Genomic DNA, 21,074 nt, shown 5'->3' with positions numbered 1-21,074 from the left:
CGCCCCCAGAACCGCCACCGCCCCGCCATGGTGAGCAGGAAGGATGGCTGGCGATCCGCATCGCGCTGATTTATTATCGGCTCCGTATCCCGGAATCGTCGTCGCGGCGACGATCCACATTGCGCCGCGCCCGGCATCCACCCCCACCGTCGAGCTCGTCACATCATGAGAAAAACAACGCCGCGCGCGCCCTTGCGCGTCGCCGCCGTCCTTGCGCCAGCCCTGCCGCTCGCGGGCTGCGCATCGCGCGGTGCACCGTCGTACGTCCTGTTCGGCGCATATTTCCCGCTTTGGCTCGTCAGCGCGATCGTCGGCGTGATCGGTGCGATCGTCGCGCACCGCGTATTCGTCGCGACCGGCTGGGCGGCCACGGTGCCCTACCAGCTTGCCGTCTGCACCGCGATCGGGCTCGTGGTCGCCGTGATCGTGTGGCTCACCGGCACGGGGCCGTTCGCATGAAGGCCGCCGGCACCGCCCGCCCCTCCGTCAAAGGCCGCGTGATCGCACTGGCGATCGTCGCGCTCGGCATCGCCGCACTCGCGTACGCGTACTACCGAACGACGGCCTACCCGTCCACTGACGACGCGTCGATCGACGCGGACGTCGTGCACGTCGCGTCGCCGGTCGGCGGCCGCATCGTGCAGCTCGCGGTGCATGAAAACCAGCGCGTCGCAAAGGGCGACCTGCTGTACGTGATCGATCCCGTGCCGTACCGGCTGACCGTTGCGCAGGCGCAGGCCGACCTCGAGCTCGCGCGCGCGTCGCTCGACACGCGCCGCCGTTCGCTGATCGGCGAGCGCTCGAACGCGGCCGTGGCCGCCGAGCAGGTCAAGCGCGCGACGCAGAACCACGATCTCGCGACGCGCGACGTGAACCGGCTCGCCCCGCTCGCCGCGCAGGGCTACGTCAGCGCGCAGCAGTTCGACCAGGCGAAGGTTCGCCAGCGCGACGCAGCCGTGTCGCTTACGCAGGCACAGGAACAGCAGCGCGCGTCCGCGCAGACGATCGGCGACGAAGCCGACGCGATCGCGACGCTGCATGCGCGCGAGGCCGCGCTGGCGCGCGCGCAGCATGCGCTCGAAGACACCGTCGTGCGCGCACCGCACGACGGGCTCGTGACGGGCCTGACCGTTCTCGCCGGCGAAACCCTCGCGCCGAACCAGTCGATCTTCACGCTGATCGACGCACGCGAATGGTTCGCGGTCGGCAATTTCCGCGAGACGGCGCTGAGCCGCATCGCGGTCGGCGACTGCGCGACCGTCTATTCGATGATCGACCGCAGCCGCCCGCTGACGGGCAAGGTCGTCGGCATCGGCGCCGGCATCGCCGACAGCGCGCGCATCAACCTGCCGCGCTCGCTGCCGATCGTGCAGAACTCGGTGAACTGGGTGCACGTCGCGCAGCGCTTCCCGGTGCGCGTGAAGCTCGACGAACCCGACGGCACGCTCGTGCGCGTCGGCGCCAGCGCGATCGTCGAGGTCCGGCATGGCACTGCCTGCCGCTGAGGTTCGCTCGCCGGGCCCGCGCGAAGTCCTGCGGCTGCTCGCACCGTTTCCGGGGCGCGCGTCGATTGCCGCGCGGGTCGCACTGATCTGCGCGCTGACCGCGTTCGTGACGGCCGCATACGGCACGCCCGAAGCCGCGCTGTCCGCGTACGTCGTGTTCTTCATGATCCGTGCCGACCGCGTGACGAGCGTCGTGCTCGCGGCCGCGCTGCTGCTGATCGTCACGATCGTGATCGGGCTCGTGCTTGGCATCGCGATCTTCAGCATCGACTATTCGATCCTGCGGGTCGCGTGCATGGCCGTGCTGTCGGTCGCGCTCCTGTACCTGACTTCCGCCAGCAAGCTGCGCCCGGTGGGCGCGATCCTCGCGATGATCGTCGGCTTCGGGCTCGACCAGCTCGGCCTCGCGCCGTTCGGCGAAGCCGCGACACGTGCGCTGCTGTACATCTGGCTGACGATCGCGATCCCGGCCGGTGTCGCGATCGTCGTCAACCTGCTGATCGCGCCGTCGCCGCGCAAGCTCGCGCACGCGCAGCTCGCGAAGCGCCTGCGGCTCGCCGCGCAGCGGCTGCGCGGCGACGATGCGGCGCGCGACGCATTCGATGCCAGCCTTCACGAAGGCGACAAGCAGCTGCTCACGTGGCTCAAGCTGTCGACGCTCGAAGGCTCGTCGTCCGCCGCCGACTTCGCGGCGTTGCGGCAGGCCGTGGCATCGAGCACCGCGCTGCTCGTCGGCGTCGCGCTGGCCGATCGCGAACCGGGCGCGCGCCTGCCCGACACGTACGCCACCCCGATCGCCGCGACGCTCGACGAGATGGCCGACATCCTCGATCAGGGCGGCTACCCCGTCGACGTGACGCTCACGCTGCCGCCGGCCGACACATTGCCGCCGCTCGCGCGCGTCGCCGTCACGGATATCCATGCGGCGATCACGCGCTTCGCGGAACCGGTCGCAGCGGCCGAAGCCGCGACGGATGCACCGGCGGCCGCGGCCAACACGCCGGCGGCCGCGCCCGGAACGCCTGCCGCCGCGGAAGCCGCCGCACCGCCCGCACCGCGCGGCGGCTTCTTCCTGCCCGACGCGCGCACCAATCCCGACCACATCCGCTACGCGCTGAAAACGACCGCCGCGGCGATCTTCTGCTATCTGCTGTATTCGCAGCTCGACTGGTCGGGCATCCATACGTGCGTCGTCACCTGCTACATCGTGTCGCTCGGTTCGACGGCCGAGACGGTCGAGAAGCTCACGCTGCGGATTCTCGGCTGCATCGTCGGCGCGCTGCTCGGCACCGCCGCGCTCGTGTTCGTCGTGCCGTCGCTGTCGTCGGTCGGCCATCTGATGGCGCTGGTGTTCGCCGGCGGGTGGCTCGCCGCGTGGGTCGCATTCGGCTCGCCGCGCATCGCGTACGCGGGCTTCCAGATCGCGTTCGCGTTTTTCCTGTGCGTGATCCAGGGCGCCGGCCCCGGTTTCGACCTGACGATCGCGCGCGACCGCACGATCGGCATCCTGCTCGGCAACGTCGTCGTGTATCTCGTGTTCACGCGCATCTGGCCCGTCAGCATCGGCAAGCAGATCGACGCCGGGCTCGCCGCGCTGACGGACCAGTGGCGGCGCCTCGCGCAGGTCGCGCAGCCGGCCGAGCGGCGCGCGCTCGCGGCCGACGCGTTCGCCCGCCACGGCGCGATCGCGCAGGCGCTCGGGCTGCTTCACTACGAACCGTCGTGGGTGCGACCGGCCGCCACGTGGCTTGCCACGCGGCGGCGCGCGCTCGCGGAACTCGGCGCGCTCGAAGGCCCGCTGTTCCTGCTCGCCGAACGCAAGCCCGGCGACGCGGCGATCGCCGCGCAGCTCGCGCGCGTGACCGACCCGCGCGACGACGAAACCGCGCGTCACGCGGATTCGCCCGCACCGCCGGCCACCGCGCCGGGCCTTGCCCCTGCTGACCCTGCGCGCGACGCGCTGCTGAACCTGATCGACAAGCGGCTCGCGCACATCGCCGACGCCGCCCGTCAAGCCACACCGAAGGAGCCTGCCCCCCATGCGCCTACCTGAACCGCCGGCCGCCTCGATCGCCGCCGCCGCCCTCGCGACCGCCGTCGCGCTGGCCGGCTGCGCGACGTCGTCGATCGATCTGGCGCCGGAGGCGTCCGACCGCCCATGGCAACCGCAAACGTCGGCTGCCGGCGACATCGTGCCGGGCCCGCCGCGCGCGTCCGCGCAAGGTTCGCACGACTACACGCTGCCCGCGTCGCCCGCGCTCGCGTCGGTCTCGCCGCCGGCTGCGCTCGATGCCGCGCACGCGTACACGCTGCCCGAACTGATCGATCTCGCCGAGTCGACGAACCCGCTGACCCGCATCGCCTGGAACGACGCGCGCAACGCGGCGCTCGCGGTCGGCCTGGCCAAGGCCGCCTACCTGCCGAGGTTGTCGGCGACGGCCATGGGCGCGTACCAGGCCAACCACGGCTCGACGTCGACGATCCTCGGCGACTCGTCGAGCGACACCACCGTTCACGGCACGATCTCGGCGCTGTCGCTGCAATGGCTGCTGTTCGATTTCGGCGGCCGCGCGGCGCGCGTCGAGGCGGCCGAGCAGGCGTCGATCGCGTCGAACGTCGCGTTCACGGCCGTGCATCAGCAGGTGATCCACGACGTGACCGTCGCGTACTACCGCTACGAAGCCGCGCGCTCGCGCGCCCTCAGCGCGCAGCAGGGCCTCGCGAACGCGGACGCGATCCTCGCGGCCTCCCGCGCGCGGCTCAAGCACGGCGTCGGCACGGTCGTCGAGCTCGCGCAGGCGACGCAGAACCGCGCGCAGGCAAACCTCGCGCTCGTGCAGGCGAACGGCGCGGAGAGCGACAGCTACCTCGCCCTCGTCTCCGCGCTCGGCATCTCGCCGCTGTCGAAGCCGACCATCGCCGCGCTGCCGAAGCGGCCGCTGCCGCCCGCACTCGGCTCGTCGGTCGACGCGATCGTGTCGGACGCTATTGCGCGCCGCCCCGACCTTCAGGGCGCGTTCGCGCTTGAAAAAGCCAATCGCGCGAAGATCAAGGCCGCGGAAGCCGCGTTCATGCCGAAGATCTTCCTGTCTGCGTCGACGTCGTACGCGAGCGGCGGCACGTCCATCTCCGCGCTGCCCGCGATCGGCGACCAGTCACCGACCGTCAACCTGAACGGCAGCCGCTACGGCGGCGGCGTGTTCCTCGGCGTGACGATCCCGCTGTACGACGGCGGCATGCGCTCGGCCGTGCTGATGCAGGCGCGCAACGACGCGGAAAGCGCATCCGCGCGACTCACGCGGACCAAGGAGGAAGCCGTCCGCCAGGTGGTCGCCGCGCAGAACGCGGTGCAGACGAGCCTTGCGTCGCACGACGCCGCGAAGGCGCTCGTCGATGCCGCGCAGACGAGCTACGACGCGGCGCTGACCGCGTACCGGAACGGCGTCGGTTCGGTCACCGATGCGACGATCGCGCAAAGCCAGTTGCTCGCCGCGCGCAACGCGGAGGTCGACAGCTATGCCGGTGCGCTGTCCGCCGCCGCCGCGCTCGCGCTCGCGACGGGGACGATCGGCTCGGCGCAGTAGCACGACCGCCGCGAGGCGGTTGACGCATGCGCGCGCCGCCCACTAGAATGCCGCCCATTCTTCCTTCAGGAACCATCGTGGACAGTTGCAGCACTCCGTTGCGTGCGCCGCTTGCCGCCTGAACGCCTGTCCGACGCAGTTCTCCTGCCCGGCTCGCGTTCCGCGAGCCGCACGCCCACCGTTTCACACTGAATGACGCATTCGCGCGGTACAGTACCGCGCGATGACGGCTATCGTCGTGTCGCCTTCGGCCTTGCGCCGCAGCGACGCGCGACGGCACGCGCTTCTTGCACGGCAGGACAACCATGACTTTCGATTTCGCACTCCGCCTTTTCACCGCGTTCGCCTGCGGCGTCGCCATCGGCCTCGAGCGCCAGATGCGCCAGCGCACGGCCGGCCTGCGCACGATCACGCTCGTCGCGAGCGGCGCGTGCCTGTTCGTCACGCTCGGCGTGCTGACCGGCAACGGTGTCGCGGGCGTCACGCAGATCGCCGCATACGTCGTATCGGGCGTCGGCTTTCTCGGCGGCGGCGTGATCATGCGCGACAAGGGCTCGATCCAGGGCATCAACACGGCCGCGACACTGTGGTGCTCGGCCGCCGTCGGCGTACTGGCCGGCTCCGGTCATTACGTGCCCGCGCTTGCCGGCACGGGCGTCGTACTCCTCACCAATACGGTGCTGCGCGGCGTCAGCCAGGCGATCAACGCAACCCCGGTGTCGAACGCCGATCTCGTGCGCGAATACCAGATCACCGTGATCTGCCTGACCGCCGACGAAGTGCACATCCGCACGCTGCTGTCGAACTCGATGTATGCGAAGCCGCTGTCGTTCCAGAGCCTCACGAGCGAGGACGTGCCCGACCAGCCGGACCGGCTGAAGGTGACCGCGACACTGAAGCTGCATCCGAAGGATCAGCAGAAGCTCGAGCAGATCGCGAGCCGGATGAGCATGGAGAAGAGCATTTCCAGCGTGAGCTGGACCGCGAAGGAAGCGGAGCCGATGATGGAGTGAGCGGCCTGGCGGCAGCGGCATTTCGCGCTGCCGCCCGCCCTCGTTCGAGGTCAGGGCGCCTCGATCAGCCCGGCCGAGATTGCCTTGACGACCGCCTGGACCTTGTTCGTCGCACCCAGCTTCTCGAGGATGTTGTTGACATGGAAGTTGACCGTTCGCTCCGAGATGCTGAGGATCTGGCCGATTTCGCACGCGGTCTTGCCCTCGGCCGTCCAGCACAGCACCTCGCGCTCGCGCGCGGTCAGCGTGACGCCCGCCGCCGGCGACAGCTTCGGCACCATGAAGCGGCTCATCAGCGAATGCGACAGGTTCGCGAGCCAGTTCGTCTGCAGCGTCAGCATGTTGATTTCGGCCGGCGTCAGGCGGTCCGCATGGCGTGCGATGCTCAGCAGGCCGAACGCGCCGCGGGCCGCCCAGCTCGATTGCGCGACGCCCACCGACAGCCCGAAATCACGCGCGTCCTGCCACAGCGGGCACGGTTCGATCTGGTCGACGTCCGGCCAGACGATCATGTTGGTGCTGAGCGCGCCGTCACGAACCGTCGAATCGATCTCGATGTAGTTGTGCGCCTGATAGTGTGCCATCCAGCCGTCGGGATAGGTATCGAAGATGGCTACCGACGGCTTCGATACCGGCAGCGGCACGCGAATGCCATAACAGCAGTATTCGAATCCCAGCCGTTTGGAATAGGCGGCAATCCGCTGGAAGAGTTGCTGCTCGTCTTCCGCGGCACTGAATTGTTGATAGGCATCCTGCCAGCGCAGTTCCATTCATTCTCCGACAACGTCACGCTGTCATACTTGTCAGGTTCCAGCACCCGTTCGACGCTGATACATTCCGCGCATGACTTCACCTTTGCTGCACCCGGTCCCCGGCCCGTCCCCGGACGGCTACGTACGCCTGTCAGAAAGCGCACTGGCCGTGCTCGCGCTCGACCATGTCGCAAGCGGCCTCGACGCATCGCTGCGTGCGGAACTGCGCGACAGCGCAATCGACGCACGCCTCGCCGGTTATACCGAATGGCATCGCCCGGCCAGTGCCGGCGTCGCTTACGTGACGGTCGGCTGGGACTGGTACCTCGAACGCGCGACGGGCATCTTCGTGATCGCGGGCGGCGACGTCCGCAGCAACGTGATGGCCGTCGACGCCACGGGTGCCGACATAGGCATGTTCCGCACGGCCGCCGCGCTTGCCGCGCGGCTCGCGTGCATCGACTGGCCCGCAGCGGTCGCGTCGGCCCTGCTCGGGCACAACGACGCCTATCATGCCGGTCCGACGCTCCAGTGACAACTGGCCCCGCATTCCTCTGACAATTTCCGCAGTGCTGGCGCTCTTTATAAGCAAAAGCGGCCCGGTTTTCAATCCCGTTGATCAAGAAACCGTTACCACGTCCTGATCGGCGTCATTCCATCGTCACCCTGTAAGAGTTACCAGTTACAGCCCCCTCGTGCGGCGCGATGTAATGCGCACATACAAAAGCACAAATCCGAGGACACCATGCGGACCTTCGTTCACGAGGAAGGGCGGTTGCCACACGAACTTGCAGCGGATCTCGGGCGCTATCGGCGCCGTGTGTTCGTCGAACAGCTCGGTTGGGCGCTCCCGTCGGCGAACGAAAGCTTCGAGCGCGACCAGTTCGATCGCGACGATACCGTCTATGTGTTCGCGCGAAACGCCGGCGGCGACATGTGCGGATGTGCACGCCTGCTGCCGACGACGCGCCCGTATCTGCTGAAGTCGCTGTTCGCCGACCTGATCGCCGAAGACATGCCGCTGCCGCAATCGGCCGCTGTCTGGGAGCTGTCCCGGTTCGCGGCGACCGACGACGAAGGCGGGCCGGGCAACGCCGAATGGGCCGTGCGCCCGATGCTCGCGGCCGTCGTCGAGTGCGCGGCGCAGCTCGGCGCGCGGCAGTTGATCGGCGTGACGTTCGCGAGCATGGAGCGGTTGTTCCGCCGGATCGGCATACACGCGCACCGCGCAGGCCCGCCGAAGCAGGTAGATGGGCGTCTGGTGGTCGCGTGCTGGATCGACATCGATCCGCAAACGTTTGCCGCGCTAGGAATCGAGCCGGGGCAGGCCGCCCGGCAAGCCATCGCCGCCTGACCCGGAACGCGCGTTCCTGTCCGGGCGGCATCGTAACGAAGGAGAATCAACGTGGACCAGTCTCAGGTCTTTCGCGCGATGATGCCCGGGTTGACGAGCGCCGGCGGCGCCCGCATCGCGGTCGCCTACCCGTCGTTTCCACGGCCGCTGCCGCTCGTGCGGCTCGACCGGCGCGGCCTCGTGTTCCGTGCCCCCGGCGCGGCGCCGCTGGTCTGCGGGCTGCCGCGTGCGGCGACGTTGCTGGTCGCGGACGAACCGCTCTGCTCGCTGCGCCTCGTGATCCGCGACATCGCCCCGGCCGGCGAAGGCCGGCATGACCTGACGATGCAGCCGTCCGGCGCCGCCGGTGACGAATTGCTGTGGCATGCGCTGCGCGATCGCGAGCCCTACCGCCGGCTTCAGCATCCGCTCGCCCCTGTCGACATGTCCATCGCCACCGACGGCGAATCGCACGCACCGGCCGGTGAAGCCGGGCCGCGTCCGTCGCGCAGCGCGGCCTTCCGGCTGCCGTGCCACAGCGACGCGCTGTTCTTTGCCGACTGGCTCGAATATCACTTCGACGAATTGCGCGCGCTTTCGCAGCAGCACGGGCCGCAACTGCAGCTCAACCAGCTCGAGCGACAGGTCGCCGACGACGAGGTCGGCGTGCGCTTCGTCTATGACATCGACGGGCATGCGACACGCCACGCGCTGACCGACTGCGCACGCGAGGCCTGTGCATGGATCGAGACGGAGATGCGCGACAAGTTCGCGCTGCCGGTCGCGCAGGAGCGGTTCAGCGCGTTTGCGGCGCATGCGCGGGCCGGCGGTATGTGAACGCGGCACAACAGAAAGTTGTATCGATACAACTAGGGCTTGCCATGCCTCGGGTTTTCCCTTAAATTCACGTCTGTCTCCTCCATGTCTCCAAACATGGATTCAGCCCGCTCAATGTAGCGGGCTTTTTCTTGCCTGCTCGAATTGCGGGGCCATACCACCGCCCTCCTTCATCGATTGCCTGCCCGGGCATTCCGACGCGCCACAATCCGGATCGATTATCATCGGCGGGTCTGCCACGTTCCCCCGAGGCCATCTTGCACGCCCATCTGCGCATTGCCCGCCCGGTCAGCAACCTCGCCCGAACCGAGCGCATGTATCGCGACGCTCTCGACCTGTCCGTTCTCGCACGCTTTGAGGATCACGACGGCTTTTCCGGCGTGATGCTCGGACGCGACGGCCTCGACTATCACTTCGAATTCACGCACTGCCCCGACCATCCGATCGCGCCGTCGCCGACGCCGGAAGACCTGATCGTGTTCTACCTGCCCGATCGGCCGGAATGGGAAGCCGCCTGCGCGCGCGCCACGGCGCACGGCTTCATGCCCGTGACGTCGTTCAATCCGTACTGGGAAATATCCGGCCAGACCTTCGAGGATGCCGACGGCTACCGGATCGTGCTGCAGAACGGTACGTGGCGCTGACGAGCGAATCCGCGTGAGTCGTTACGCGCCGGCCAGGCCGGCGGCGCGGGCGGCATACACGACGTGCCGACGCAGCGCGTGCCCTTCCGGCAACGCAGGATGGTCGAAATCGCGCGCGGGCTGATGGTGCATGCCGAGCCGCTGCATCACGTGCTGCGATCGTAGATTAGTGTCGGCGGTCCACGCGAGAATCTCGCCGAGCCCGATCCGCTCGAACCCGTCGGCCAACGCGGCGGCAGCCGCTTCGGCGACGTAGCCATGTCCCCATGCGTGGCGAGCCTGCCGCCACATGATCTCGACGCACGGCGCCATCGGGTGCGTTGCGCGCACCTCGTGCGACAGGCCGCACACCCCGATCAACATCCCGTCGGCGCGGCGCTCGACCGCCCACGGGCCGAAGCCGTACGCATCGAAATGCGCGTCGAAGCGCGCGATGACGTCGCTCGCCTCGTCAACGGACATCGGGCCGCGCGCGAGCCACGCGGTCACGTCCGGATCCGCATGCAGCGCCGACAGCCCGCCCGCATCCACCGGCTGCCAGAGACGCAGCGTCAGACGCGCGGTTTCGATTTTCGACGGTGCGGGCATGGGGAACAGGATCGTTCAGGCGGCGTGACGCGAGTGTCGTCACCAACCCGAAGGCAGAGAGGACGAAGGGGGAAATCGTGATCGTCGCGTCCGCCGGCGACGATCGCGGGAACTGATGACGAGAAACGGGCGCCGGCGCGCCCGCGGGGATTACTCGTTTTCTTCGAAGTAATATTTTACAAGGCCAGCTCTGGACGATGACAAAAAGCTACGCCAAAAGTTACGCCATCATTGAAGCATGACCGAGCGCAGTGCTGAGTGATGAGTTCGCACCGACAGGCGATCTTACCCCGAAATCAGCTGAAAAATTGGCATGCTTGGCGCGTGGTATAGTGCGTTGAACATGACAATATCTATCCAAAATCAAAAAAATGGGGACCCTCCCAAGCTACCTGCCTGCCGACTGCCCGTTGCCGCGCGCAGTTCCATGTAACGGCGAGGTGTATATGCTGTGCCGGACGCTACCCTGCACTGCGGAACAATTTATGTCCCAAGCCGAGCGAAATCAGGCAAGGAATGTGGACGGTGAGCAGCTGTGCACGCGTCACGGACTATCGGTGTTTCCGAACTACAAGTCGTGTGAGCATTTGCTACGTGCCCGCCCGCAGCTCGGCCCTCACATCGTCAAGGCAACGCTGACACCGGACCACGGTCTAATCGCGGAAACGCCGAGCAACAGGAATCCACAACATCATACTTGGTGGCCCTTCACCGAGGTTCCGCGTGCATCTCTCTTCATATCCAGTGAAGGTGAAGGAGAACAGAAATGAGTTGGACGGTCGACGGTACACCGGTTCCGGTAGTGCCCTTTGGTGATCTTGCCCCAGTAGAAGTCCTTTACGATTTCGAAGGGCCACAAATTTATATCGCCTACGACAGCGGGCGACCGCTATTTGTATACGTGAGCGACATTAGCGAGCGCGACGAGTACGTGCGATTGCTCGTCGTCCCCGTAAGCCGGCAGATTGTTGAAAACTTGAAAGCCGGCGATTTGACGCTGTGCGACGTGCTTAGGCAACCGTGGCTGCATGCAGTTGATCAAGCATTTGACGGCGTCATACGAGCTGCCTGGTATATCGACGCCGGCCTGAATGCTGTTCCCGATGGTTTCAAACCGGTAGAGGGGACATTGCTTTCCGCAGAACTGGAAGCGGCACGGATGAATGAACCGGTTTTCGTTCTTGATTCACCCAACGAAGCGACCGATCCTCCGCAGGACTTGCCCGCGGCTGCAATAGAGGAAACAGAGCCCTTCCATATTCGCGGCCGCGCGGGGGTGATATTCCGATACTCCTATAAAGTCGAGTTTTCTGATGCCCCCAATGTCGATCATTTGCCTGCCCCAGATGAACGCGAGCTAAATCAATGGGTGCCGAACGATGATGCGACACGCCCTCCATACCTTCACTAATTAATTGTCATGGGCGAATATACAAATACCCGACTAGTTCGAGAAATGCTCACTGAGGGAGGGTTTATGTTCTCCACCCCCCCAGCTGTGGCTGCTGGGGTGGGAGGGTCCGATACGACATCGCTCTCATTTGGCGATTCGGAAAGCGGCTCTTGGACATTTTTCATTTTCTCGCATCGAAATGCAGCGGTCTTGCGTTTTTATTCATATATTGCACAGATTCACAGCGCGCCTCCACAGCGAATCTTAGAGCTTATAAATTACATCAACGCAACATATCTGTTTGAATCTAATCTAGACTACCATCAGCCAAGCAACATCATTAGATACAAGGGTATCTTCCGGGGCGTCGGAATTGGCTTACCCGCCTATGAAGCAAAAATGGCGATGGAACATCATATGTCATGCTCCACCTACCTGCACCATTTGCTGTATCGTGCACTCCGTTCATTTCAAGCCAATCCTGAACTGGCAATCAATGAACTCATACCGGAAATCAACAAAAAACTGAATCTCTCCACGGCGCCATACTTTCCATGAGTCATGCTTGTCGCCGTCAAGCACGGTCCGATAACCGAGAAGTTGCGTGGTTCAGAAAGGTTCGCAAGCCCGACCGCCGACAACTCGCCCCCTGTCGGGGGGACCAGTGACACCCCATCCAAGCCTTATGCAGCAAGCCTCATCGGCGAATTTGGCGTAAATTTGGCGTAACGCCGAATTACTTCGCCTTGGCGTACATCTCGTCGGCCGGATAGAGCTGCAGCATCGCGCGCGCGGCCTCAATGTTCGATGTCGTCAGCCATTCCTCCCAGTCGTCGGGCCGCAGGATCACGACCGACCGCTTCTCATCTGCCGGCTTGTGCATGCGCGACATCAGTGGGTGGCCGTCGGCGTTGACGGTAATCATCGACATCACGTGATGCTCGGAGCCGCCCTGGTTCGTCAGCGTGCGCCAGATGCCGGCGACGCACATCGTCGGCCTGTCGACCACGCCGATTTTCTGCCATACGCACGGCCCGAGCACCCAGTCGCCATTCGCTTCCTGGCTCGCGTCAGGATAGGACGGCTCGATGACGGATCGGGCTGGAATCAGGCAACGCCGGCCGGCGCGCCAGGCGGGCCCGTACAACGGCGACTTCCCGAGGTTATCGTCGCGCACGTTCATCGTGCTGCGAATGAACGGCGGCTTCCGGCCCTGCTCCTTCGCCTTCTCGATATTGGCCTTCTGAAGCGCGCGCGGCCAGAAGCCAAAACCAGCGATCAAGGCCTTGAACTGCCCGTCGACATTGCCCACGATCGGCGCGTCGTAGTCCTGGTAGATCTCGGGCTTCCACGGCGTCCAGCGGTACAGGTCGTGGAAGTTGTCGATTTTGAGCTCGCTGAGACCCGGATCCTCGCCCGGCGCATAGTAGCTGGTGCACATCAGCCGTCCCCTATTTTCGCTCTTGACGGCCCCATCTTACCCCGGGATACACTGTGTTTTTATACAGTGGTGGCGACGTGATCAAGCCGCAGTGGGCTTACATCTGGGAGTACGGATTCCAAGGCGACAAGATGCGCCGGAGGACGCCTATCGAGCTCACGAAGCAGGAATTTGAACTGTGGATTGATCAGGACGAGAGGTCGACGTTCCTGAGTTCGTGCACGCCGATCGAAGCAACGAGGATTGATCGCAACCGCGTGCCGCTCACGGATCCACGCTTCAAGTTGAAGCCTAAGATGCCGGAATTTGATGCCCCGTCCGATGCGGAGCTGCGAGCCCTCTGGCGCGAGTACACCGACCTTCAGGTGCGCTGGCTAATCCTCGAGATTCTTGCTCTTCGAAAATCGCTGGACAGGATCCAAGAGTGGTTCGACTACGTCGACAAGAACATCCCCGACCGCGGGGAGCTGAGCGGTGGGAATGGGCAGTTTCAGGCGCTGCGCCACCTTCTCCGGAATGAAAAGGGGCGCGCTGGGATGATGTGACGCGCAGGAGCCATGGCTGCGTGCCCGTCAAATGTGGAAGGTTTCAGCGCGCGGCTGCCGTCAGGGCGTCGTAGTCGCGCTCACAATGCTGGCCGGCGATGCGGGCTCGGTCAGCGTACTCTGCCAGATCGCCCGCGCGCTGGTCAGCGCGGCCGAGCACGTCGGCAAGCAGATCGAGGGCGTCGCCGGCTGCCGGGCTTCCGGTGGCAGCGGCGGAATGGCGGGCGGCTGCGACGAGCTGATCGACGCGCTGCTGCAAGCTGCCAGCGGCAGCACGAGCAGCAAAAGCATCCGCAAGCGCATCCGTTCTTTGTTTGTTCGCATCTTTTGCGATCTCCGATTGCGCCGCAGTGCGGCGTTGTTCCTCATTGCGGGCAGCCTCGACGGCCATCACTCGATCCTTAGCGGCATCGGCGCGCATGCCCGCGATCTCGCGAGAACTGGTCGCGTGAACAACATAGGCGCCGGCCAAGAAGCCCGCCAGAATAGTCAGCAGATACGGCAATAAGGCTTTCACCATCACAGCCCCCGTTCGCATAACGAGCGCTCAAACGCGCGCCGTTTCACCAGCCCCGGCAGCACGCGGCCACCGCCATATACCCACTGCGGCTTGCCACTGTCCGACTCATTCATCGCGCGGCATGCCCCCTTCCAGTCTCCCGCGTTGAACCGCTTTGCCGTCGTGCTGCGGCAGTAGGCGCCTGCACCGACGTTATAGGCAAAGCTCACGCCCGCTGCGAGCTGATACGGATGCCCTTTCAGACCGGGCGTGCATTTCAGCGTCGGCTCCGCATGCTCGATAAGACGCTGCTCGAGCCGAGCGATACATTCGTCGTGCGTGAAGCGCTGGCCAAGCTTCACGTCCTTCGTATCGCCGAAGCATCCGGTAACAATCCCGATAGGGTCCGGCGCAGCGACCAACACCTCGCCCTCGAACTTCGGCACTGCGGAAAAAAGAAGGGCTGCCGCAGCAGCCCCCACAACACCAACAAGCGTCTTCTTCGGCAAATCAGCCATCGTGCCTCTCCATCTCCATGATGCGCATATCCGACTCGCGCTGTTCCCGGCGATCTTTCCGCCACATAAAAAAGAAATTGAGTGCGAACGTCGCGAACGCCGTCAAAATACCGACGATCACCCCGATGTCGGTCAGCGTCAGCGACGACGCCACAGCAGTAACGCTCCCCACGTAGCTCGCCACCTCGGTTGGACTCGCTCGCATCTGTTCCCCGTAAAGAAAAGGGCCGCTCAAAATTGGCGGCCCATCACACAATCCCCGTCGCATCTAGCACCATAAACATGTGATGCCACTGCTCTTTAAATCCCGTAAAGTTTGGCTTCTTCCCGCCTCCCCACATCGATGTTCCCCATGCAATCGTGTCGCCCGTCACACGAATCGACGTCATCTCCAGGCCGGCTGGGTCATAACTCCAACCGACATGCACAGGTGCAATAGCCGAAATCAACACTGGCCGGCCGTACGACCGCGACTGCCACGGCGGCCAAGGCGCGCCGATCGTCACGAACCCCGTGCCTGGCACGTAGTGGTCGGTAATCACATCGAGCACACGAAGGAAAGGCACCGACGTGTCCGCGATGAGTTTCGTATCTGGCCCAAATACTTGAAGCCCGAAGCCACTAGTCGCAGGAGGCGTGCGATCGAACAAAAAGAAGTAGACAGCGCACGGGCGCTCCGTTACGAAACGAATCGTGTACACGCCACCATCGACACTCACGTTCCAAACCGAGATCCCAACGCCGTCAGATGCATACACGCCATACATCGGCCCAGCCGTCGCGTTGAACGAAAATGCGATGCTCGGAACCGTCGCCCCAAACGGCATCCCCGCATCGTTGACCGCGAGCGGTAACGACGTGTCTACCGTCTGCCCTGACATCGATCTCACGAGCTGATAGTTCGGTGTCCTTCCATCAATTTGGTAAAGGCCGCTATTCGTAAATGCTTGAAATCCTGCATCCATCAATACACCCCGAAAACAAGCCAGCCAGGCACAGGCGAATAAGCATTCGAACCGCTGCTATTGCCGCTGTATGACCAACTGATTCCAAATGCGTCGATCGCGACAAGCGGCGTAGGCTCCGCACCTCCGACTCGGCGAAAAATCCACTGCGGCATGAACGCCCAGAACGGCGCGCCCCCTGACAAGTCAGCCGGATTGGACCCAGCACCGCCTCCCGTGTACACGATCCCAACGATCCGCCCGGCCCGCGACGTACCGTCGAGCACCAAGCGCCCCGCACCATCCCATACCCAAAACCCCGCTGCCATTACTCCCATACCCCCCATCGAACACGCAGAACGCCGTTTGCGTCGTACACGCGCCCGCCATTACTATCGATCACCGTCCGGTTACCGCGACCATCAGTCGAGTTGATTTCAAACCAACCGCTCTTATCGAGCCGCCAGCCCTGCTTTCCCGCGACATAATTGTCGGACTGGATATAGCTGCCAATCATCGCGTTCGTGATCCAGCCGGCGCCGATGAGCGCCTGACGCAAGAACACCTGCCCGCCCTGCACCACGAACGGCACGATCGACGAACCGCCGTTGTTCGGGTCGACGACCGCGAAGCGCTGCGCCGACACCAACACCTGTGACTCGACAATGCCGCTGTCGTTGTTGATGCCGATCCCGATACCGGCGATGTATGTGCGACCGTCTGACGTGATCTGCGTCTTGATCTGGTACGACGCCGAAACGCGTCCGTTCAGATCCGCGTACGACTGCGCGACCGTCTGGACTGCCGCGGCATTCTCGTTGGCCTGCGCGCGTATCGTCGTGATCTGCTCGGCCTGTGCGCTGATCGCATCCACACGCGCTTTCGACTCCGTACGAATGTCCGCACGCAACGACGCCTGCCCTACCTGCATCTGCGCGGAAACAGTGTCGAGCCGTTGGCCCAACGCCATATCGACCTCGGCACGCGCCGATTGCTCCGAATAGACGCCGGCCATTACCTGCGTCGATCCGGCCGCCTGGCCGCTGTCACCTGCCATCGGAACATTGATCTGTGCCGACACGGAGTCAATACGGCTGGCCAGTGCGGAGTCCGCCTTTTGGCGAACCTGCTGCTCGGTGATGATGTCCGCCTTGTTCTCCCCAACAGCGACACTTACAGCGTCGATTCGCTTCCCGAGCGCGCCGTCGCCATCCTGACGCGCTTGTACTTCCGATTGAATCGACGTCGTTGCTTCGCCAACCTTCACGACGACTGTGTCGACGCGCTTGCCAAGAGCACCGTCTGCATCGATACGCGCAGCTTCCTCTCGCTTCACTGCGGCCGCCGCGTCTCCGACGCTCGCCGTCACGGTATCGATCCGCTGCCCGAGCGAACTATCGGCCGACTGCCGCGCCTGCTGCTCGGACGCCACAGCCGCACCACGCTGGCGCGCTTCTTCGGCCACCGCATCGGCTCGATCCTTCGCCTCTTTCGTGATCGCATCGGTGCGATCCTTCACCTCCTTCGCGATCGCCGCCGCGTTATCCGTAACGCCCTGCTGAATCCCGGGAATCGCGTCGATCGGCTTTTTCAGATCCTCGCCGAGTGCCGAGTGCGAGATCTGGCCAGAAAAATATTTCTCGTACTCGCTTTGGTTCGTCGACGGCTGACCCTGCACACCAGAACCATTCGCCGGAAACCACGGGCCGATATTCCCAGTCGTGTCGACGAGCCGCGCCCAGAAATAGAACACCTGGCCGACCGCGAGCCCCTGCATGGACGTCGACGCTTGCGGGAACGCGTAATCCGACAGCTTGATCGCGTCGGCACGGCTCGGCGTGCGGCTGTACCAGAGTTCCGTGCGTTGCGTGTCGCCGGCAGTACCATCGCCGGGAAACGCCCAGTCGAGGTTGATGCCGTAGACCACGCCCGCCGCTTTGAGCGACACGACCGCCGGCGGAAGGCTCGTTTTTCCCTTCAGTTGCGTTTCCACACTGGTGGCCGGCAGCGACGTGACGTTCATCACGTTTTGTGCACGCACGCGCGCAACGTACCGCCCCTGATAAATCCCGGGCACCTCGACTTGCAGCCCGCCCGTACGCGGCACGCTCACCCACTCGCCGTTATCCTTCCGCCACTCCGGCAGGTATGTCACAGCGTTATTCGCGGCGTCCCACGCGATGACCATCGTCGTTTTCGAAATGCCCTGGTCGACCGCCGAATACGTGGTAATCCGAACGTTGGCCGGCGGCGCCTGCACAGACGGCGGCACGACCGTCACCGGCCTCTGCTGAATCTGTGCGCCGTCGTCGATTGCCGCGTACTTCCCCGGCTCGTGCATCGTCGCCGTGATCGTGTACTCGATGCGTCCGTCGTCGTCGCCTTCCTGAACGCTCACGACGCGATAGAGCTGCGCCGCGACCTCCGCGTTTTCCAGCATCCACACCGCACCGGGCACGGGATCCGCGTCGAAGCGATCGGCCAGCGTGAGCACGTCGCCGTTGACGGACTTCACGGCACGGTACTGCGCGACACCCGACGGCAGAATCGCCGTGAAGCGATCGCCTGGCGCCACGGTAGGCGCCTTGTCGAGCGTGACGATGTTGCCGGCCGCCGCTCGAATGCGCCCGCCGATGCGTCGGCCAGCCTTTCGCGGATCGGCGATCGCGATCACCTGCCCCGGGCCGACCAGCACGCCATCCATCCCGACCTTGAATGACACAGTGCCCGACTCGTAGCGGGACGTCAGGAGAAGCCATCGCCCGAGCCGGTGCGCTTGCGCCTGTGACGTACAGCCGAACGCAGTCACCTGCGTCTTGATAACGCCGTACCGCGCGATGCCGTCGTCGTCCGGCACATACTCGACCGCCTGTTTGTACTGGTTCGACGGATCGTTGTAGCTGACAAGCGCGACCGTGTATCGCGTTTTGCGCTCGCTACCGACGTACCGGAACGCACCGTCGATTACATTCGCCGCGGTGTACACGTAGACCGGATCGGACGGCATGTCCGCAGACGCGACCACCGCGCCCGGCCCCCAGTACGAAATGCCACGGAACACGCTGGCGATATCCTGCAGAACCTTGTACGCGTCGGCCGCCGACTGGATCACGCAATTGCACGTGAAGCGTGGCTCGACACCGCCCCGCCCATCCGACACCATGACGTCGCAATAGCGCGCGATCTCGTACAGCCCCCACTTATCGATCATCGACGCGTCGACCGTCTTGCCAAGCCCGTAGCGATCGTTCAGCAGTAGGTCGTAGAAAATCCACGCCGGGTTGTTCGTCCACGCCGGTTTGAACGTCCCGTTCCATGGCCCCGAATACGTGCGCGTCTCGGGATCGTAGTTCGACGGCACACGAACGATCAGGCCGCGAATGTGGTACGACCGCACCGGCACCTGCGAGAACGATCGCGCGTCGAACGTCATGCCAACGAGCGCCGTCATCGGATACCGCAGCTTGCGGTCGATCACCTCCGTGATCGCTTCGATATTCACCGTGTCCGCGATCAGCGAACTGTGTGCGTTCGGCGTGATGCGGCGCACGCGGACCAACCAGCCCGTTGTCGCACGCGGCAACTCGATCCGGTGCGAGCGCTCGTAAAGTGACGTCGTTTTGCCATCGAATGCCGACGACAGCACCTGTGCGTACGAGCCTCCGTCGACCGACAGATCGATCGCATACTCCACGCGATAGCCGAACACGCCGGTCGCCGGATCGCTCTTTTGCAGCGCCGGCACGCCGAAGCGAACACGGACTGCCGACAGCTGCGTGTTTTGCACCTGGCGCACCCACGGTGCATCGGAAGTCAGCGGCACGCCTACGGCCGATTCGCGCTCGACCGCCGGAAAGCCCGGCATGAATTCCTGGTCGAGCGTGCCCGTGCGAACGTCGACGCTGTAATTCTGGAAGTTGACCGACCCGTCGGAATTCTGGATCGGCGTGCCGTCAAGGAACACCGACTGCATGCCCCTCACCAGACCGACGATCGGGCCTTCGGAAATGATGTCCAGCACCTTCGCGCGCGCGATCGAGTGCAGATTGTCCGGAGATTCACCGCCACCACTACCGCCGCCACCGCCTCCCTTCGCCCCGCTGATGCGCTTCAGCCCCGATTCCGCATAGACCTTATTCACACCTGATCCTCTGTGTAGATGCCAGAACTACCGACTTTCGATCCAACGACCATTTCGCCATAGACGGGTGGCACCGGCTCGCCTTCAGCGGCGCTATTCACTGCTCCGTTGAAGTAGTACGACGTGCCGTTGTCGGCAGCACCGGCGAGCCCGGCCTGCTGCGGGCTCAGCATCTGCGTGATGCCACCGAGCGCCATTGATACGCCCAGGCCGATCAGCGTCGGCTGACTGAACACGAAGCCAGCCACGGCCAGCGCCGCACCGAGAATCGTCTGGAACAGACCACCGCTCTTGCTGCCGATGATCACCGGCGCAATCCGGATCGCTTCGCCGCCGACCGGCGCACCCAGATCGCCTTCGCTCAGGTTTCGGCGGCCGTTGAACACCGCAAACGTCAACCCGTTGTCGCGCGCGTCGAGCAGGAACTTCTGGAAGCCCAGGATCAGCACCGAAAGCGCGCGCACCGCCTCCGCGGTCGACGAGACGGCCAGGCGATGCACCCGACCGAACCGCGCGCCCGCGATCCCGTAAAGCCTCACCTCGCGCAGCTTTTCCATCACTTCGCGCCCCCGATGTGCCTCAACACCGTCGTACAGCTGTCGCGCCACATCGAGCCCCACACCGCGCGGCACGACAGTCGCCCGTGCACGTGATGCCCGAACATGCCGTCGCCGAGATACACGCCCGCATGATTCGGCACGCCGTTCTTGCTTCGGATCTGCATCAGCAGAACGTCACCTGGCTCGAGCTGTACGTCGATCCCGACGTCGAGAAAGCCGGCATCCTGGTAGTGCGCGATATACAGATTGGAGCGACCGTCGTCCCACCAGCCATCTTCACGCTCGAAATCCGGCAGTACGACGCCACGCTCGGCGAGGTACCAATCGCGCACCAGCGAATAGCAGTCAAGCACGCCGTGCAGGAACTCCCGGCCATAGAGCGGCGCAACGTATCCGCTCGGGCCGAACTCGCACCAGTCGTCGACACCGATCGCGCCGTCGGCCTGCACGCCAAGCGAGACGATCACCCACAGCGGGATGCCGGAGCGCTCGCATACTGTGCGGTCCGCCATGCTCGGCTGTGCCCGTCCGTTCGGATGTGAGTGCACGAACGCGAGGATTTCGCCCATGTCCTCCGCATCCGCGTAATCTTCGGCCGCGAGCCCGAATTGCTCAGTGGGCACAGCCGCGATGTTGCGGCCGGGCACGTACACGTCGCCGGCCGCCGTGCCGACGATGAGCCCGCAGCACTCGCGCGGGTACTCGGCGAGCGCGTGCTCCGCGATCGCCTGCTTGATTCGTTCGTCCATAAAAAAACCCGCCGGGTGGCGGGTCCAT

At 64.6% G+C, this 21,074-nt stretch carries 23 protein-coding genes; 12 read left to right on the top strand and 11 right to left on the bottom strand.

Features of this window, described 5'->3' with window-relative positions; all coding sequences use genetic code 11:
* Positions 1–165: 165 nt before the first annotated feature.
* From ACTJLD_RS20090 to ACTJLD_RS20070, 5 genes are all read left to right on the top strand, one after another.
* Positions 166–459: a hypothetical protein gene (locus ACTJLD_RS20090; protein ID WP_011354664.1), complete on the top strand. Its 294-nt coding sequence runs from the start codon at positions 166–168 to the stop codon at positions 457–459.
* Positions 456–1,505 carry a multidrug transporter subunit MdtN gene (gene mdtN, locus ACTJLD_RS20085; RefSeq protein WP_124531692.1) on the top strand — a complete coding sequence of 350 codons (1,050 nt, stop codon included), beginning with the start codon at positions 456–458 and terminating at the stop codon, positions 1,503–1,505. Before ACTJLD_RS20090 ends, mdtN begins: the two co-directional genes overlap by 4 nt.
* Positions 1,486–3,558, top strand: a complete 2,073-nt coding sequence (locus ACTJLD_RS20080) for an FUSC family protein (RefSeq protein ID WP_440659485.1) — start codon at positions 1,486–1,488, stop codon at positions 3,556–3,558. The genes mdtN and ACTJLD_RS20080 overlap by 20 nt, the downstream gene beginning before the upstream one ends.
* Positions 3,545–5,089, top strand: coding sequence for a TolC family protein (locus ACTJLD_RS20075; RefSeq protein WP_440659484.1), 1,545 nt, complete (start codon positions 3,545–3,547; stop codon positions 5,087–5,089). Before ACTJLD_RS20080 ends, ACTJLD_RS20075 begins: the two co-directional genes overlap by 14 nt.
* 305 nt (positions 5,090–5,394) lie before the next feature.
* Positions 5,395–6,102: an MgtC/SapB family protein gene (locus tag ACTJLD_RS20070; RefSeq protein ID WP_021162348.1), complete on the top strand. Its 708-nt coding sequence runs from the start codon at positions 5,395–5,397 to the stop codon at positions 6,100–6,102.
* A gap of 50 nt (positions 6,103–6,152) precedes the next feature.
* On the opposite strand, the gene ACTJLD_RS20065 is transcribed toward ACTJLD_RS20070, so the two are convergent.
* Positions 6,153–6,872 (bottom strand): autoinducer binding domain-containing protein, encoded by a 720-nt coding sequence (locus ACTJLD_RS20065; RefSeq protein ID WP_027789395.1) that lies wholly within the window; start codon positions 6,870–6,872, stop codon positions 6,153–6,155.
* Between the two features lie 73 nt (positions 6,873–6,945).
* On the opposite strand from ACTJLD_RS20065, the gene ACTJLD_RS20060 reads away from it, so the two are divergent.
* From ACTJLD_RS20060 to ACTJLD_RS20045, 4 genes are all read left to right on the top strand, one after another.
* Positions 6,946–7,389, top strand: a complete 444-nt coding sequence (locus ACTJLD_RS20060) for a DUF4902 domain-containing protein (RefSeq protein WP_440659483.1) — start codon at positions 6,946–6,948, stop codon at positions 7,387–7,389.
* Between the two features lie 210 nt (positions 7,390–7,599).
* Positions 7,600–8,208 (top strand): acyl-homoserine-lactone synthase, encoded by a 609-nt coding sequence (locus tag ACTJLD_RS20055; protein ID WP_027789397.1) that lies wholly within the window; start codon positions 7,600–7,602, stop codon positions 8,206–8,208.
* A 51-nt stretch (positions 8,209–8,259) separates the two neighbouring features.
* Positions 8,260–9,024, top strand: coding sequence for a hypothetical protein (locus ACTJLD_RS20050; RefSeq protein WP_063807584.1), 765 nt, complete (start codon positions 8,260–8,262; stop codon positions 9,022–9,024).
* Positions 9,025–9,281: 257 nt separating this feature from the next.
* Positions 9,282–9,668: a VOC family protein gene (locus ACTJLD_RS20045; RefSeq protein ID WP_021162343.1), complete on the top strand. Its 387-nt coding sequence runs from the start codon at positions 9,282–9,284 to the stop codon at positions 9,666–9,668.
* 21 nt (positions 9,669–9,689) lie between these two features.
* On the opposite strand, the gene ACTJLD_RS20040 is transcribed toward ACTJLD_RS20045, so the two are convergent.
* Positions 9,690–10,256, bottom strand: a complete 567-nt coding sequence (locus tag ACTJLD_RS20040; RefSeq protein WP_440659482.1) for a GNAT family N-acetyltransferase — start codon at positions 10,254–10,256, stop codon at positions 9,690–9,692.
* A gap of 766 nt (positions 10,257–11,022) precedes the next feature.
* Here ACTJLD_RS20040 and ACTJLD_RS20035 point away from each other — a divergent pair.
* Together ACTJLD_RS20035 and ACTJLD_RS20030 are read left to right on the top strand one after the other, a co-directional pair.
* On the top strand, positions 11,023–11,667 hold the full coding sequence (locus ACTJLD_RS20035; protein WP_440659481.1) for a hypothetical protein: 645 nt from the start codon (positions 11,023–11,025) through the stop codon (positions 11,665–11,667).
* Between the two features lie 66 nt (positions 11,668–11,733).
* On the top strand, positions 11,734–12,207 hold the full coding sequence (locus ACTJLD_RS20030; protein ID WP_440659480.1) for a hypothetical protein: 474 nt from the start codon (positions 11,734–11,736) through the stop codon (positions 12,205–12,207).
* Positions 12,208–12,385: 178 nt separating this feature from the next.
* Here the strand turns inward: ACTJLD_RS20030 and ACTJLD_RS20025 are convergent, their stop codons facing one another.
* Positions 12,386–13,090, bottom strand: coding sequence for an SOS response-associated peptidase family protein (locus ACTJLD_RS20025; protein WP_440659479.1), 705 nt, complete (start codon positions 13,088–13,090; stop codon positions 12,386–12,388).
* 53 nt (positions 13,091–13,143) lie between these two features.
* Here ACTJLD_RS20025 and ACTJLD_RS20020 point away from each other — a divergent pair, with 53 nt between their 5' ends.
* Positions 13,144–13,635 carry a hypothetical protein gene (locus ACTJLD_RS20020; protein WP_440659478.1) on the top strand — a complete coding sequence of 164 codons (492 nt, stop codon included), beginning with the start codon at positions 13,144–13,146 and terminating at the stop codon, positions 13,633–13,635.
* Between the two features lie 43 nt (positions 13,636–13,678).
* On the opposite strand, the gene ACTJLD_RS20015 is transcribed toward ACTJLD_RS20020, so the two are convergent.
* From ACTJLD_RS20015 to ACTJLD_RS19980, 8 genes are read right to left on the bottom strand one after another with little or no spacing between them, the layout of a single operon-like run.
* Positions 13,679–14,155 (bottom strand): DUF2514 family protein, encoded by a 477-nt coding sequence (locus ACTJLD_RS20015; protein WP_440659477.1) that lies wholly within the window; start codon positions 14,153–14,155, stop codon positions 13,679–13,681.
* Positions 14,155–14,652, bottom strand: coding sequence for a lysozyme (locus ACTJLD_RS20010; protein ID WP_440659476.1), 498 nt, complete (start codon positions 14,650–14,652; stop codon positions 14,155–14,157). Before ACTJLD_RS20010 ends, ACTJLD_RS20015 begins: the two co-directional genes overlap by 1 nt.
* Positions 14,645–14,857 carry an HP1 family phage holin gene (locus ACTJLD_RS20005; RefSeq protein WP_134256734.1) on the bottom strand — a complete coding sequence of 71 codons (213 nt, stop codon included), beginning with the start codon at positions 14,855–14,857 and terminating at the stop codon, positions 14,645–14,647. The genes ACTJLD_RS20010 and ACTJLD_RS20005 overlap by 8 nt, the downstream gene beginning before the upstream one ends.
* A gap of 43 nt (positions 14,858–14,900) precedes the next feature.
* A complete protein-coding gene (locus ACTJLD_RS20000) occupies positions 14,901–15,617 on the bottom strand; it encodes a hypothetical protein (RefSeq protein ID WP_440659475.1) in 717 nt (238 codons plus the stop codon).
* A complete protein-coding gene (locus ACTJLD_RS19995) occupies positions 15,617–15,925 on the bottom strand; it encodes a hypothetical protein (RefSeq protein ID WP_134256752.1) in 309 nt (102 codons plus the stop codon). The genes ACTJLD_RS20000 and ACTJLD_RS19995 overlap by 1 nt, the downstream gene beginning before the upstream one ends.
* Positions 15,925–19,737: a phage tail protein gene (locus tag ACTJLD_RS19990; protein ID WP_440659474.1), complete on the bottom strand. Its 3,813-nt coding sequence runs from the start codon at positions 19,735–19,737 to the stop codon at positions 15,925–15,927. Before ACTJLD_RS19990 ends, ACTJLD_RS19995 begins: the two co-directional genes overlap by 1 nt.
* A complete protein-coding gene (locus ACTJLD_RS19985; protein WP_440659473.1) occupies positions 19,734–20,297 on the bottom strand; it encodes a tail assembly protein in 564 nt (187 codons plus the stop codon). Before ACTJLD_RS19985 ends, ACTJLD_RS19990 begins: the two co-directional genes overlap by 4 nt.
* Entirely contained in the window at positions 20,294–21,046 is a 753-nt protein-coding gene (locus ACTJLD_RS19980; RefSeq protein ID WP_334002380.1) for a C40 family peptidase, read from the bottom strand. Before ACTJLD_RS19980 ends, ACTJLD_RS19985 begins: the two co-directional genes overlap by 4 nt.
* Positions 21,047–21,074 lie beyond the last annotated feature (28 nt).

The organism is Burkholderia sp. 22088, from assembly GCF_052045915.1.
Lineage (GTDB): Bacteria > Pseudomonadota > Gammaproteobacteria > Burkholderiales > Burkholderiaceae > Burkholderia > Burkholderia cepacia.
Note: the sequence above shows the minus strand (reverse complement) of the source record. Positions and strands in the feature narration are given on the sequence as shown.